Origin of the sequence: Shinella pollutisoli (assembly GCF_024609765.1) — a bacterium.
GTDB lineage: Bacteria > Pseudomonadota > Alphaproteobacteria > Rhizobiales > Rhizobiaceae > Shinella > Shinella pollutisoli.
Genome location: NZ_JANFDG010000002.1, coordinates 225,367 through 239,671, shown reverse-complemented (window position 1 = coordinate 239,671; position 14,305 = coordinate 225,367). Strand labels below are relative to the sequence as shown.

Genomic DNA, 14,305 nt, shown 5'->3' with positions numbered 1-14,305 from the left:
CGACGCAAGCAGGACGCCCGACCCGCCAGCCGCCCAAGAGCCGCCCCGAAGACCCGTCAAGGAAGACCGCCGATGACCCGCCACGTCCCCGCAATCCGCATCGACCGCGCCGCCACGGAAGCCGCAGCCGTAGAAGGCCTCGGCGCGCTTCCCGCCTGGAACCTCGCCGACCTCTATCCCGCGCCGGATTCGCCGGAATTCCGCCGCGACATGGAGAAGGCGCAAGCCGACGCGCTCGCCTTCGAGGCGAAATGGAAGGGCCGGCTGGACGCCGCGAGCGAGAAGACGGGCGACAAGGGCATCGGTGCCGCCGTGCGTGAATTCGAGGCGCTGGAGGACCTGCTCGGCCGCCTGATCTCCTACGCCGGCCTCACCTATTTCTCCAACACGACCGATCCGGCCAACGGCAAGCTCTACGGCGACACGCAGGCGAAGCTCACCGACATCGGCGCACATCTCCTGTTTTTCTCCCTTGAACTCAACAGGATAGAGGACGAGCGCCTCGCCGCCGCGCTGGAGCGCGATACGCTCGCCGCCCATTACCGGCCGTGGATCGAGGACCTGCGCAAGGACAAGCCCTACCAGCTCGACGACCGGACCGAGCAGCTCTTCCTCGAAAAGTCGATGACGGGGGCGGCCGCCTGGAACCGCCTGTTCGACGAGACCATGGCCTCGCTGCGCTACACGATCGACGGCGAGGCGGTGCCGCTCGAAGTGGCGCTGAACCAGCTCCAGTCGCCCGACCGCGAGGCGCGGCGCAAGGCGGCGGAGGCGCTCGCCGCCACCTTCCGGGAAAACCTGCGCACCTTCACGCTGATCACCAACACGCTCGCCAAGGACAAGGAGATCTCCGACCGCTGGCGCGGCTTCAAGGACATCGCCGACAGCCGGCATCTCGCCAACCGCGTGGAACCCGAGGTCGTCGCGGCCTTGGCGGAAGCCGTCCGCGAAGCGTATCCGCGCCTCTCCCACCGCTACTATGCGATGAAGGCGAAGTGGCTCGGAATGGAGCAGATGGACTACTGGGACCGCAACGCGCCGCTGCCCGAGACGCCGGACGCGACGATCCCGTGGAACGAGGCGCGCGACACCGTGCTCTCCGCCTACCGCGCCTTCTCGCCTGAAATGGCCGAGATCGCCAAAAAGTTCTTCGACCGCGGCTGGATCGACGCGCCGGTGCGGCCCGGCAAGGCGCCGGGCGCCTTCGCCCATCCGACCGTGCCGTCCGCCCACCCCTACGTGCTCGTCAACTACATGGGCAAGCCGCGCGACGTGATGACGCTCGCCCACGAGCTCGGCCACGGCGTGCACCAGGTGCTGGCCGGTGCGCAGGGCGCGCTGATGGCCTCCACGCCCTTGACGCTCGCCGAGACGGCCTCCGTCTTCGGCGAGATGCTGACCTTCCGCAGCCTGCTCGACCGCACGACGGACCGGCGCGAGCGCAAGGCCATGCTCGCCCAGAAGGTCGAGGACATGATCAACACGGTCGTGCGCCAGATCGCCTTCTACGAATTCGAGCGCAAGGTGCACACCGCCCGCAAGGAGGGCGAGCTCACCGCCGACCAGATCGGCGAATTGTGGCTCTCCGTGCAGGGCGAGAGCCTCGGCCCGGCGATCCGCATCTCCGAGGGCTACGAGACCTACTGGGCCTATATCCCCCATTTCATCCATTCGCCCTTCTACGTCTATGCCTATGCCTTCGGCGACTGCCTGGTGAACTCGCTCTATGCCGTCTACCAACAGGCGGAAGCGGGGTTCCAGGAGAAGTATTTCGAGCTCCTGAAGGCCGGCGGCACCAAGCACCATTCCGAGCTGCTGAAACCCTTCGGCCTCGATGCGGGCGATCCGTCGTTCTGGAGCAAGGGACTGTCGATGATCGAGGGGCTGATCGACGAGCTGGAAGCGCTTGATAGGGCATGACCGGCCGCCAACGCTATGTGCTTCTGAAGGACGATCGCGAGGACGTGACGACGGTCTTCGCCGATCCGCTCGACGTCGTCACCGTGCGCACCCGCGCGGGCTTCGAGCCGGCGTTCGCCCTGCTGCAGGAAGCGCATGCAGCGGGCCGCTGGATCGCCGGCTTCATGAGCTACGAGGCGGGCCATCTCTTCGAGGAGAAGCTCGCCCCCTACGCCATCGACAACCGGCCGACGCCGCTGATGAGCTTCGGCATCTTCGACGGGCCGGCGGAAAACCATCCGCTGGCCGCAGCGCGCCAGCGCGTCGAGAACGAGCCTTTCCTGACGGAACCGAAGGCGGCCTGGGATTTTCCGGCCTATCGCCAGCGCTTCGAGCGGCTGCACCGGCATCTCCGGCAGGGCGACTGCTACCAGGCGAACCTCACCATGCCGATCCGTGCCCGCTGGAACGGCGATCCGCTTTCCGCCTTCTGGTCGCTGATCGAGCGCCAGCCGGTGCGCTACGGCGCCTTCGTCTCGCTCGACGGGCCGATGATCCTTTCCCGTTCGCCGGAACTGTTCTTCGACATCGACCGCGACGGCTGGATCGAGACCCATCCGATGAAGGGCACCGCGCCGCGCGGGCGCGATGCCACGGAGGACGCGGAAATCGTCGCCGCCATGCGGGCCGACCCGAAGACGCAGGCCGAGAACCGCATGATCGTCGACCTGCTGCGCAACGACATCTCGCGCATCACCGAGGTCGGCACGCTCGACGTGCCGAAGCTCTTCGCCGTCGAGACCTATCCGACCGTGCACCAGATGGTGAGCCACGTGCGGGCGAGACTCGTGCCCGGCACGACGATCCGCGACATCTTCGCAGCCCTCTTTCCCTGCGGCTCGGTCACCGGCGCGCCGAAGATGCGGGCGATGGAGATCCTGCACGACCTCGAAGTCGGTCCGCGCGACGCCTATTGCGGCGCGATCGGCGTCATCGCCCCGGACGGCACCATGCGCTTCAACGTCGCCATCCGCACGATCTCGCTGTTCGAGAACGGCGAGGCCGTCTTCAACGTCGGCGGCGGCATCGTCTTCGATTCGCAGGCCGAGGCCGAATACGAGGAATGCCTGCTCAAGGCCCGCTTCGCCGTGGGGGACCAATGGATCTCTCGCTGATCGAGACGCTGCGTTGGGAGCCGGGGGCCGGATTCGTCCGGCTGGAGCGGCACCTTGCGCGGCTGGCGCGGTCGGCCGCAGCATTGGGACTGCCGGGGGCAGATGGGGCGCGGGAGGCGTTGCTTGCTGCGCTACCCTCCTCCGAAGGCAAGACTATCGCATATGGAACGATAAGGGAGCCCCCAGCCCCTTCTCCCCGCCGGGGAGAAGGTCGCGGCAGCGGGATGAGGGGGGGCCGTAGGCAGAATGCGGCGGGCTTGCCCCCTCATCCGGCCCTTCGGGCCACCTTCTCCCCGGCGGGGAGAAGGGGAAGCGGCGACGGCGCATGCACAGGCGATACCCCTGGAGCAGGCCCCGCCCCGCTCCGCATCCGCCTCGAACTCTTCACCGACGGCCGCATCGACGTCCAGACCGCTCCGTTCACACCCATCCCCACGGGCGCGACATGGCGCGTGAAGATCGCCGCGACCCGCCTCTCCTCCAACGACCCGCTGCTCTGCCACAAGACCTCCCGCCGCGCCGCCTATGCCGCCGCGCGCGCCGAATTCCCGGCGGCGGAAGCCGACGAGGTGCTGCTCCTCAACGAGCGCGGCGAGATCTGCGAGGGCACCATCACCTCGCTCTTCCTCGACGACGGCTCCGGCACGCTGAAGACGCCGCCGCTCTCCTGCGGCCTGCTTGCGGGCGTGCTGCGGGAGGAGCTTCTGCAAGAAGGCAGGGCGGAAGAACGGGTGCTCTATCCGCAGGACCTCGCCGGCCGGCCCTTCTTCCTCGGCAATTCCCTGCGCGGGCTGATCCCCGCTATCCTCCTCTGAAGCAAGCGGTTAAGAATATCGCCGGAGAGGCCGGGCGGCGCTCTTTATTGTGACAGGGAACTGTGCTCTAGCCCTCTCCGGAAGGCCCGCAGGGCCTCGGATACCGCCCCCAGGAGACGCGCCATGACAGACAGCACCTACCCGGTTTACGGCGAGATCACCGGCCCGATCGTCATGATCGGCTTCGGATCGATCGGGCGCGGCACGCTGCCGCTGATCGAGCGGCATTTCAGGTTCGACCGCAACCGGCTGATCGTCGTCGAGCCGCGCGAGGACGCCGCCGACGCGGAGATCTACGCCCGCCATGGCGTCCGCCACGTCAAGGCCCATGTCACCAGGGACAATTACAAGGATCTGCTGAAGCCGCTCTTCGCCGAGGGCGGCGGCCAGGCCTTCTGCGTCAACCTCTCCGTCGACACGGGCTCGCTCGACCTCATAAAACTCTGCCGCAAGCTGGACGTGCTCTATATCGACACGGTCGTCGAGCCCTGGCTCGGCTTCTACTTCGACAAGGACCTCAAGAACGCCGACCGCACCAACTATGCGCTGCGAGAGACCGTGCGCCGGGAGAAGCACAAGAACCCCGGCGGCACGACCGCCGTCTCCTGCTGCGGCGCCAATCCGGGCATGGTCTCCTGGTTCGTCAAGCAAGCGCTGGTCAATCTCGCGGGCGACCTCGAACTGAAATTCGAGGAACCGGCCGTGGACGACCGCCACGGCTGGGCGAAGCTGATGAAGAAGGCCGGCGTCAAGGGCATCCACATCGCCGAGCGCGACACCCAGCGCGCCCGCAACCCCAAGCCGCTCAACACCTTCTGGAACACCTGGTCGGTCGAAGGCTTCATCTCCGAGGGACTGCAGCCCTCCGAGCTCGGCTGGGGCACGCACGAGCAGTGGAAGCCGAAGAACGCCAGGGAGCACAAGAAGGGCTGCAGGGCGGCGATCTACCTCGAACAGCCGGGCGGCAACACGCGCGTGCGCACCTGGTGCCCGACGCCGGGCCCGCAATACGGCTTCCTCGTCACCCACAACGAGGCGATCTCGATCGCCGACTATTTCACCGCCCGCGACAAGGACGGCGACGTCACCTACCGCCCGACCTGCCACTATGCCTACCACCCGGCGAACGACGCCGTGCTGTCGCTGCACGAGATGTTCGGCAATGGCGGTAGGCCGCAGCCGGTGCTGCACGTGCTGGACGAGAACGAGCTCGTGGACGGCGCCGACGAGCTCGGCGTGCTCATCTACGGCCACGACAGGAACGCCTACTGGTACGGCTCGCGCCTGACGGTCGAGGAGACCCGCAACCTCGCGCCCTACCAGAACGCGACGGGCCTGCAGGTGACCTCGGCCGTGCTCGCCGGCATGGTCTGGGCGCTGGAGAACCCGAAGGCCGGCATCGTCGAGGCCGACGAGATGGACTACCGTCGCTGCCTGGAAGTCCAGCGCCCCTATCTCGGCCCGGTCGAGGGCCACTATACGGACTGGACCCCGCTCGACGGCCGCCCGGGCCTGTTCCCGGAAGACCTCGACACGAAGGACCCCTGGCAGTTCCGCAACATCCTGGTGCGCTGATCCCGGTCGCAGGCGTCTTCGCTTTCGGCGGGATAACGCCCGGCGCGCGCCTGCCGCCGTCTTGCTTTCGCCGCCTCTTCGCGGCATGGTTTGGCCGAACGGGCGGGCGGTGCCCACGCTGTCGCGACCCCCAGGAGATTGAGATGAAGCCGACCACTGCCCTGAGCCTGCTTGCCGCCGCCGCAGCCCTCGCATCCTGCCAGACGGAACGCGCGCCGCGCGAGATGCCCGTCGCACAGCGGCCGCAGCCGACCGGCGTCGAAGGCGCATGGGTGGACCCGAACGGCATCGTCTCGACCTTCGCGGGCGGCACCTTCTCGACACGCACGACCGACACGAACCAGCTTCTCGCCTCGGGCACCTATATCAACATCAGCCCGACGCTGGTCGAGATCGACATGACCTCGCTGGTGCGCAACACCCGCTCCAAGGTCAATTGCGCGCTCGTCAGCCTGAGCCAGCTCAACTGCACCACGGCCGAGGGCGCGCAGTTCTCGCTCGCCCGCCGCGCCTGAGGCGTCGATCCGTATCCTTCCGGAAGGGGCCGCACGGCCCCTTTTTCGTTTCCGCGCCTCTTGATGTTGCCGGAAAGCGGTGAAAACATCCGCGGACGGGTCACACGCCCTCGGCCGGCACGGCGCGGGGCAACCATGGAGAACGGACCATGACGATCTTCCGAACCGGCCTGCTTGCGGCCTCGCTCATCGTTCTTTCCGGCGGCGCGGCCTTCGCCGACTACGAACTCGACATCCTGCACATCAACGACCTGCATTCGCGCATCGAGGCGATCAACGCCTTCGATTCGACCTGCTCGGCGGAGGAGGAAGGCAAGAACGAATGCTTCGGCGGCGTCGCCCGCCTCAAGACGGCGATCGACGCCGAGCGCCAGGCGCTGTCCGGCAGGAACGTATTGCTGCTGAATGCCGGCGACAATTTCCAGGGCTCGCTGTTCTACACGACCTACAAGGGCGCGGTCGAAGCCGAGTTCCTGAACCTCATGAAGTTCGACGCCATGACCGTCGGCAACCACGAGTTCGACGACAGCGAGGACGGGCTCGCGACCTTCCTCGACAAGGTCGAGTTCCCGGTCGTGACCGCCAATGTCGCCGCCGGCGCGAGCTCCAAGCTCGGCGACCGCATCAAACCCTTCGTCGTCATCGAGCGCGGCGGCGAGAAGATCGGCATCGTCGGCGCGGTGGCGAACGACACGGCGGAGATCTCCTCGCCCGGCGACAACGTGCTGATCGGCGACGACGTCGCCGACATCACCGCGGCGGTCGGGGAACTGAAGAAGCAGGGCATCGACAAGATCGTCGCCCTCACCCATGTCGGCTATCCGCGCGACCTCGCGGCGATCGCCAAGATCCCCGACGTCGACGTGGTGGTCGGAGGCCACACGCATACCCTCCTCTCCAACACCGCCGACAAGGCGGAAGGCCCCTATCCGACGCTGGTCGACAATCCCGGCGGCTACAAGGTGCCGGTCGTGCAGGCGGGCGCCTATTCGAAATATCTCGGCAAGCTGAAGGTCGTCTTCGACGACGCGGGCGTCGTCAGGCAAGCGACCGGCGAGCCGGTCCTGATCGATTCGGCGTTCAAGCCGGACGAGGCGGTCGCCGCGCGCATCAAGGAGCTTGCCGGCCCGATCGAGGAGCTGAAGAACAAGATCGTCGCGGAAACCGCCGCTCCCGTCGACGGTTCGCGCGAGACCTGCCGCGCGGCCGAATGCCAGATGGGCAACCTCGTCGCCGACGCCATCCTCGACCGCACGAAGGACCAGGGCATGACGATCGCCGTCACCAATGGCGGCGGGCTTCGCGCCTCGATCGACGCCGGCCCGGTCTCCATGGGCGAGGTGCTCTCCATCCTGCCGTTCCAGAACACCGTCGCCACCTTCCAGCTCAAGGGCTCGGACCTCACCGCCGCGCTCGAGAACGGCCTCGGCCAGATCGAGGAGGGCGCCGGCCGCTTCCCGCAGGTCTCCGGCCTGAAATACACCTTCGACAAGACGAAGCCGGCCGGCAGCCGCCTCGTCTCGGTCGAGGCGAAGGAGGGTGACGCCTTCGTGCCGCTCGACCCGGAAAAGACCTACGGCGTCGCCTCGAACAACTACATGCGCGCCGGCGGCGACGGCTATTCGGTCTTCGCGACGGCCGCGACGAACGCCTACGACTTCGGCCCGAACCTCGAAGTCGTGGTCGCCGACTATCTCGCCGCGCACCGCCCCTACACGCCCTATACGGACGGCCGCATCGCCGAGGCGGCCGCCCCTGCCGCCGAGACGCAGGCGACCGCGGAAACGGCCGGCGAGGCCGCGAGCACGGAAACCGCGCCCGCCGCCGGCGCCGAAACCGGGACGGCCGCGAGATCGGCGGAGACCCCGGCGGACGCAACCGGCGGCGGCGAAACGGCGGAGGCCGCCACGCCGGCCGGCGGCAAGCATGTCGTCGTGCGCGGCGACACGCTCTGGGATCTCGCCAGGGAAGCCTATGGCGACGGCACGCTGTGGCGGCGCATCTCCGAGGCGAACGGCAATCCGCGCCCGCGGGCGCTCGCCATCGGCAGCGAACTGGAGATCCCGGCGCGGTAAGGACAATTTGCCCCATCCGCCACGCCGGTCCGGGCTTCCCCGGGCCGGCGATTCTTTTTAGAACGGTTGTGAACCGCTCCCAGACAGGAACCCGTCATGCAGCAAGCCGCCGCCAAGCCCGCCAGCCATCCGCCCGCCAGATACGGGAAGGTCGGCGTGCTGCTCGTCAATCTCGGCACGCCGGACGGCACCGACTACACCTCGATGCGCCGCTACCTCAAGGAATTCCTGACGGACAGCCGGGTGATCGAATGGCCGAAGATCGCCTGGTACCCGATCCTGTTCGGCATCGTCCTCAACACCCGCCCCGGCAAGGTCGGCAAGGCCTACGAGACGATCTGGAACAAGGAGCGGAACGAGAGCTTCCTGCGCACCTACACGCGCAGCCAGGCCGAGCTGATGGCGAAATCCTTCGCCGACCGCCCCGAGGTCGTCGTCGACTGGGCGATGCGCTACGGCCAGCCCTCCATCGCCTCGCGCATGGAATACCTGCAGAAGGAAGGCTGCGAGCGCATCCTCGTCTTCCCGCTCTATCCGCAATATGCCGCGGCGACGACCGCGACGGTGAACGACAAGGCCTTCGAGGCGCTTCTGAAGATGCGCTGGCAGCCGGCGCTGCGCACCGTGCCGCCCTATCACGACGACCCGGTCTATATCGACGCGCTCGCCGTCTCGATCGAGAAGTACCTCGCCGGCCTCGACTGGGAGCCGGAGAAGCTCATCACCTCCTTCCACGGCATTCCGAAGAGCTATTTCGAGAAGGGCGATCCCTATTACTGCCAGTGTCAGAAGACCGCGCGGCTCCTGCGCCACCGGCTCGGCTGGTCCGAGGAACGGCTGATCGTCACCTTCCAGTCGCGCTTCGGGCCGGAGGAATGGCTGCAGCCCTACACGGACAAGACGGTGGAGAAACTGGCGCAGGAAGGCGTCAAGCGCATCGCCGTCATCAATCCCGGCTTCGTCTCCGACTGCCTGGAGACGCTGGAGGAGATCGCCGAGCAGGCGGCCGAGAGCTTCCACCACAACGGCGGCGAGAAGTTCGCGCACATCCCCTGTCTCAACGATTCGCCGGAAGGCATGGCCGTGCTGGAGACGGTGGTGCGCCGCGAGCTTTCCGGCTGGATCTGACAGAGGAATTCGGCCGTTCCGTCAAATAGACTGGCGTTCGGGCGCGTATTCCTTAGAGTGGCGGCGCGCCGCATCTTTCGAGGGAGAGCACCATGTCCTTGGCCGGATTGGATATCGTCGTCATCGCGCTCGTGGTTCTTGTCATCCTGATCCTGTTCGCGGGGATCAAGACTGTGCCGCAGGGCTACCAGTACACGGTCGAGCGTTTCGGACGCTACACGCGCACGCTCGAGCCAGGCCTCAACCTGATCGTCCCCTTCATCGACCGCATCGGCGCGAAGATGAACGTGATGGAGCAGGTGCTCGACATCCCGACGCAGGAGGTCATCACCCGCGACAATGCGAGCGTCTCGGCCGACGCCGTCGCCTTCTACCAGGTGCTGAACCCGGCGCAGGCCGCCTATCAGGTCGCCCATCTCGAGCACGCCATCATCAACCTGACGATGACCAACATCCGCTCGGTCATGGGCTCGATGGACCTCGACGAGCTGCTCTCGAACCGCGACCGCATCAACGACCAGCTGCTGCGCGTCGTCGACGAGGCGGCGCACCCTTGGGGCGTCAAGATCACCCGCGTCGAGATCAAGGACATCGCGCCCCCGAAGGACCTCGTCGACGCCATGGCCCGGCAGATGAAGGCCGAGCGCGAGAAGCGCGCGCAGGTGCTGGAGGCCGAGGGCTCGCGCAACGCGCAGATCCTGCGCGCAGAGGGCGCCAAGCAATCGGCCATCCTGGAGGCGGAGGGCCTGCGCGAGGCGGCCTTCCGAGACGCGGAGGCCCGCGAACGCCTCGCCGAGGCCGAGGCCAAGGCGACGCGCATGGTCTCCGAGGCGATCGCCTCGGGCGACGTGCAGGCGATCAACTACTTCGTCGCGCAGAAATACACCGAGGCGATGGCGGCGATCGGCAAAGCGCCGAATTCGAAGATCGTGCTGATGCCGATGGAGGCGTCCTCGCTGGTCGGCTCGCTCGGCGGCATCGGCGCCATCGCGAAGGAGGTCTTCGGCGACGGGTCCGCCCCCGCCGAGACGGGCCGCGCGCGACGCTCGACGCCGGCAAGCGGCGGCGGCGCATCCGCGTCCTTCCGCAATCCGTTCGACACGCCGCCGCAGCAGGGGAGCTGACCGATGCTCGCCCGCATCATCGCCGAGCTCGGCCCCTGGGCCTGGTGGGTGCTCGGCATCGTGCTGCTCATCCTGGAAGTGCTGATGCCGGGCGTGTTCCTGGTGTGGATCGGCATCGCCGCGATCCTCACCGGCGCGCTGTCGCTCGTGCTGTGGGAGCAGGCCGCCTGGACCTGGCAGGTGCAGTGGATAGTCTTCGCCGCGCTGTCGCTTGCCGCGGCCCTCGTCGGCCGCCGGATCGTCCGCAGCCGCGGCGACAAGTCCGACCAGCCCTATCTCAACCAGCGCGGCCGCAGCCTCGTCGGCCGGACCGCGGTGCTGGAGCAGCCGATCCGCGAGGGTCGCGGCCGCATCCGCCTGGACGATACCGTATGGACGGTGGAAGGGCCCGACCTGCCGGTCGGCGCGCGCGTGCGCGTCACCGCCAGCAACGGGCGCGACCTGACGGTGGAGGAAGCCTGAGCCTCAGGCGACGCCGATCCGCAGCAGGTCGTGGAAATGCACGATGCCGACGGGCCGGAGGGTCTCGTCGGTGACGATCAGCGCCGAGATATTGTGCTGGTTGAGCAGGCCGAGCGCGGCGGTGGCGAGCGTCGTCGGCTTCACCGTCTTCGGCGCGCGGGTCATGATGTCGTCGACGATCAGCTCGGCGAGATTGCGCGAGAGGTTGCGCGCGATGTCGCCGTCGGTGACGATGCCGGCGAGCACGCCGTCCTCGTCGATCACGCCGACGCAGCCGTAGCGCTTCTGCGCCAGCATCATGACCGCATCGGGCATGCCGGTGCCGAGCGGCACGAGTGGCATGTACTCGCCGCTGTGCATGATGTCGGCCACGTGCGACAGGCTCGCGCCGAGCTTGCCGCCCGGGTGGAAGGTCTTGAAGTCGGTCGCGGTGAAGCCGCGCGCTTCGAGCAGCGCCACGGCGAGCGCGTCGCCGAGCGCGAGCTGCATCAGCGTCGAGGTGGTCGGTGCGAGCCCGTGCGGGCAGGCCTCCTGCTCCTTCGGCAGCAGCAGCACGGTGTCGGCCTCGCGCGCCAGCGTCGAGCGCTCGCCGGAGGTCAGCGCGATCAGCGGGATGGAGAAGCGGCGCGTATAGGAGATGATGCCCTGCAGCTCGGCGCTCTCGCCGCTCCACGACAGCGCGAGCACCACGTCGTCGCGGCCGATCATGCCGAGATCGCCGTGATTCGCCTCGACCGGATGGACGAAGAAGGAGGGCGTGCCGGTGGAGGCGAGCGTGGCGGCGATCTTCGCGCCGATATGGCCTGACTTGCCGATGCCGGTGACGATGACGCGGCCGCTGATCTCGCCGATCGTGCGCACGGCCTCGCAGAAGGCGTCGTAGAGCCGCCCCTCAAGGGCGGCCGAAAGGGCGACGAGCCCCGCCTTTTCCGTCTCGACGGTGCGGATCGCCGAAGCGATGGCGCCGTTGCTGTCAACTTTGGCCTGTCTCTTGATCATGCGCGTTTCGTTACCGCTTTTGCGGCCGTCTGTCCATGCGTTCCGATGCGGGAAAGGCCTCGGCAACCATCCGTTAACCACATCGGTTTACGTTCGCTTAGGAAACGCGCGGGGACCGCAGGCCACAATGGCACAGGCAACGACAACGGATCGCAGGGCGGCAATGGCGCGCCTGTCACGGTCTCTGGCCGGGCTTCTGCTCGCCGGCACGATGCTCGCGTCCGCCGCCGCCGCGCAGGAACAGCTCTCGGCGGAGCCGGACGTCCTTGCGGACCAGGCCGCGACGAGCGCCTTCGCCACACCGGTCGCCGCGGACGACGGCGCGGCATTTGCCGCCCCCGACGACCGCCGCGACCCGCTGCCCGGCGCCGGGCAGGATCCGTTCGCGGCCGACGCGGACGACGGCGATCCCGGCCGCGTCGGCCGCGAGGGCCTGCGGCTCAACATGCGGGAAGGTCCCGTCGAGGGACGCGGCGGCTCGGGCGGCAGCGGCGACGAGGCGCTGGGCGTCCGTCTCGGCACCTTCGTCCTGAAGCCGTCCATCTCCCAAGGCATCAGCACGGAACGCACGGCCTCCGGCGGCACCTCGACGAGCCGCTCCTTCTCCCAGACGGGCCTGCGCGGCTCGCTCGTCTCCGACTGGTCGCGCCACCAGCTCTCGATCGAGGCGGACGGCGTCTACGAGCGCAACATCAGCGGCTCCGGCGAGACCGAGCCTTCCGCGCGCATCGGCGCCGACCTCAGGCTGGACCTCGCCGACGACACGATCGCCAACCTGAGGGCCGGCTACGACTTCAAGCGGGAAAGTTCCAGCGACCCCAACGCGGTGACCGGCGCCACCGTCCAGTCGGGCGTGCACGGCTTCGAGGGCGGAGCGAGCGTGATGCGCGACTTCGGCCTCATCCGCGGCACGGTCGGCATCGGGCTCCGGCGGGAGATCTTCGGCTCCGCGACGCTCGCCGACGGCAGCGAGCTTTCGCTTTCCGACCGCGACAATGTCGCCGGGACGCTGACCGCCCGCGTCGGCTACGAGCTGTCGCCGGCGCTGATCCCCTATCTCGAAGCCTCGGCCGGCCGCACCCTCTACGACGAGGAACGCGATTCGCTCGGCTACGAGCGCGCCTCCACCACCTTCGGCGGACGCGCGGGCGTCGAGGTCGATCTCGGCGAGAAGCTGCGCGGCGACCTCGGCTTCGGCTACAAGCGGGCGAAGCTCGACGACGACAGGCTCGCCGCCATCGGCGCGGCGACGGTCGACGGCTCCGTCTTCTGGTCGCCGCAGCGCGGCACCGACCTTCGCCTCGGCTTCGCGACCTCGATCGAGCCGTCGACGGCCGCCGGCCAGAGCGGCTACGTCTCCTACGAGACCAACGCGGAACTCGCCCACGAACTGCGCGAGAACCTCGTCGCCCGGCTGAGCGGCGCCTACACCTGGCGTGACCTGCCGACGGCGCTCGGCCCCGACCAGCACATCTACACGATCGGCACGGGGCTCACCTGGGACATCAACCGCTGGCTGGCGCTGACCGGCGACGTCTCCTACGAGCTGACCCGGCAGGCGCATACCTCCGACACGGGCGTCACCCGTGCCGGAATCGGCCTGGTCGTGCGGCGCTGAGGCCTATTTCAGGTCCGCGACCAGCGCCTTCAGCGGTTCCTCGATCGACGGACGGATGTCGGCGCGCGCGAGCGCGAAGGCGATGTTGGCGAGGATGAAGCCGTCCTTCGCGCCGCAGTCGTAGGTCTCGCCGCGGAAGTGATAGGCGGCGAACGCCTGGGCCTCGGCGAGCTTCACCATCGCGTCGGTGAGCTGGATCTCGTTGCCGGCGCCGCGCTCCTGCGTGGCGAGGATCGCGAAGATCTCCGGCTGCAGGATGTAGCGGCCGTTGATGAAGAAGTTGGAGGGCGCGGTGCCCTGCGGCGGCTTCTCGACCATCTTCGTGATCGCGAAGCCCTCGCCGATCGTCTCGCCCACACCGACGATGCCGTATTTGTGCGCCTGGTCGGGCGCGCATTCCTCGACGGCGATGACATTGGCGCCGCTCTGCTCGAAGAGCTCGACCATGCCCTTCATACAGCCCTTCTCGCCCTTCATGATCATGTCGGGAAGCAGCAGCGCGAAGGGCTCGTTGCCGACGAGCTCGCGCGCGCACCAGACCGCATGGCCGAGGCCGAGCGGCTCCTGCTGGCGCGTGAAGCTGGTCGAGCCCGCGAGCGGCAGGATGCTGTCGAGCAGCGTCAGCTCGGCCGTCTTGTTGCGGGCGCGCAGCGTCTGCTCCAGCTCCACCTGGATGTCGAAATAGTCCTCGATGACGGCCTTGGAGCGGCCGGTGACGAAGATCAGGTGCTCGATCCCGGCATCCAGCGCCTCGTCGACCACATACTGGATGACGGGCCGGTCGACGACCGTCAGCATTTCCTTCGGCACGGCCTTGGTTGCGGGAAGGAAGCGGGTTCCGAGACCCGCGACGGGAAACACGGCCTTACGGACCTTGCGTGCGTCAGACATCATTCACCTCGTTGAGACCCGGACCGTCA

At 68.0% G+C, this 14,305-nt stretch carries 12 protein-coding genes; 10 read left to right on the top strand and 2 right to left on the bottom strand.

Features of this window, described 5'->3' with window-relative positions; translation table 11 throughout:
* Positions 1-72 precede the first annotated feature (72 nt).
* The 9 genes from NNZ72_RS02610 (at position 73) to NNZ72_RS02570 (ending at position 10,768) form a co-directional block, all read left to right on the top strand.
* On the top strand, positions 73-1,920 hold the full coding sequence (locus NNZ72_RS02610; RefSeq protein ID WP_257312265.1) for a M3 family oligoendopeptidase: 1,848 nt from the start codon (positions 73-75) through the stop codon (positions 1,918-1,920).
* A complete protein-coding gene (locus NNZ72_RS02605) occupies positions 1,917-3,074 on the top strand; it encodes an aminodeoxychorismate synthase component I (protein ID WP_257312261.1) in 1,158 nt (385 codons plus the stop codon). The genes NNZ72_RS02610 and NNZ72_RS02605 overlap by 4 nt, the downstream gene beginning before the upstream one ends.
* A complete protein-coding gene (locus NNZ72_RS02600; protein ID WP_371747676.1) occupies positions 3,023-3,889 on the top strand; it encodes an aminotransferase class IV in 867 nt (288 codons plus the stop codon). Before NNZ72_RS02605 ends, NNZ72_RS02600 begins: the two co-directional genes overlap by 52 nt.
* Before the next feature lie 123 nt (positions 3,890-4,012).
* On the top strand, positions 4,013-5,464 hold the full coding sequence (locus NNZ72_RS02595) for a homospermidine synthase (RefSeq protein ID WP_257312259.1): 1,452 nt from the start codon (positions 4,013-4,015) through the stop codon (positions 5,462-5,464).
* Between the two features lie 143 nt (positions 5,465-5,607).
* Positions 5,608-5,979: an outer membrane lipoprotein Omp10 gene (gene omp10 / locus NNZ72_RS02590; RefSeq protein WP_257312255.1), complete on the top strand. Its 372-nt coding sequence runs from the start codon at positions 5,608-5,610 to the stop codon at positions 5,977-5,979.
* A 149-nt stretch (positions 5,980-6,128) separates the two neighbouring features.
* Positions 6,129-8,054, top strand: a complete 1,926-nt coding sequence (locus NNZ72_RS02585; protein WP_257312250.1) for a 5'-nucleotidase C-terminal domain-containing protein — start codon at positions 6,129-6,131, stop codon at positions 8,052-8,054.
* A 96-nt stretch (positions 8,055-8,150) separates the two neighbouring features.
* Positions 8,151-9,182, top strand: a complete 1,032-nt coding sequence (gene hemH / locus NNZ72_RS02580; RefSeq protein WP_257312243.1) for a ferrochelatase — start codon at positions 8,151-8,153, stop codon at positions 9,180-9,182.
* A 98-nt stretch (positions 9,183-9,280) separates the two neighbouring features.
* A complete protein-coding gene (locus NNZ72_RS02575; protein ID WP_257312467.1) occupies positions 9,281-10,306 on the top strand; it encodes an SPFH domain-containing protein in 1,026 nt (341 codons plus the stop codon).
* A 3-nt stretch (positions 10,307-10,309) separates the two neighbouring features.
* Positions 10,310-10,768, top strand: coding sequence for an NfeD family protein (locus NNZ72_RS02570; RefSeq protein WP_257312238.1), 459 nt, complete (start codon positions 10,310-10,312; stop codon positions 10,766-10,768).
* Positions 10,769-10,771: 3 nt separating this feature from the next.
* On the opposite strand, the gene NNZ72_RS02565 is transcribed toward NNZ72_RS02570, so the two are convergent.
* Entirely contained in the window at positions 10,772-11,767 is a 996-nt protein-coding gene (locus tag NNZ72_RS02565; RefSeq protein ID WP_257312234.1) for a KpsF/GutQ family sugar-phosphate isomerase, read from the bottom strand.
* A 163-nt stretch (positions 11,768-11,930) separates the two neighbouring features.
* Between NNZ72_RS02565 and NNZ72_RS02560 the strand changes: the two genes are divergently transcribed.
* Entirely contained in the window at positions 11,931-13,385 is a 1,455-nt protein-coding gene (locus NNZ72_RS02560; RefSeq protein ID WP_257312230.1) for an outer membrane beta-barrel protein, read from the top strand.
* Between the two features lie 3 nt (positions 13,386-13,388).
* On the opposite strand, the gene galU is transcribed toward NNZ72_RS02560, so the two are convergent.
* A complete protein-coding gene (galU, locus tag NNZ72_RS02555) occupies positions 13,389-14,276 on the bottom strand; it encodes a UTP--glucose-1-phosphate uridylyltransferase GalU (RefSeq protein WP_257312224.1) in 888 nt (295 codons plus the stop codon).
* Positions 14,277-14,305 lie beyond the last annotated feature (29 nt).

Bases quoted from the DNA above. Each gene is read 5' to 3' on its own strand.
- NNZ72_RS02610 (WP_257312265.1), top strand. From the start codon at position 73: ATGACCCGCCACGTCCCCGCAATCCGCATCGACCGCGCCGCCACGGAA.
- NNZ72_RS02605 (WP_257312261.1), top strand. From the start codon at position 1,917: ATGACCGGCCGCCAACGCTATGTGCTTCTGAAGGACGATCGCGAGGAC.
- NNZ72_RS02600 (WP_371747676.1), top strand. From the start codon at position 3,023: ATGCCTGCTCAAGGCCCGCTTCGCCGTGGGGGACCAATGGATCTCTCG.
- NNZ72_RS02595 (WP_257312259.1), top strand. From the start codon at position 4,013: ATGACAGACAGCACCTACCCGGTTTACGGCGAGATCACCGGCCCGATC.
- omp10 (WP_257312255.1), top strand. From the start codon at position 5,608: ATGAAGCCGACCACTGCCCTGAGCCTGCTTGCCGCCGCCGCAGCCCTC.
- NNZ72_RS02585 (WP_257312250.1), top strand. From the start codon at position 6,129: ATGACGATCTTCCGAACCGGCCTGCTTGCGGCCTCGCTCATCGTTCTT.
- hemH (WP_257312243.1), top strand. From the start codon at position 8,151: ATGCAGCAAGCCGCCGCCAAGCCCGCCAGCCATCCGCCCGCCAGATAC.
- NNZ72_RS02570 (WP_257312238.1), top strand. From the start codon at position 10,310: ATGCTCGCCCGCATCATCGCCGAGCTCGGCCCCTGGGCCTGGTGGGTG.
- NNZ72_RS02565 (WP_257312234.1), bottom strand. From the start codon at position 11,767: ATGATCAAGAGACAGGCCAAAGTTGACAGCAACGGCGCCATCGCTTCG.
- NNZ72_RS02560 (WP_257312230.1), top strand. From the start codon at position 11,931: ATGGCGCGCCTGTCACGGTCTCTGGCCGGGCTTCTGCTCGCCGGCACG.
- galU (WP_257312224.1), bottom strand. From the start codon at position 14,276: ATGTCTGACGCACGCAAGGTCCGTAAGGCCGTGTTTCCCGTCGCGGGT.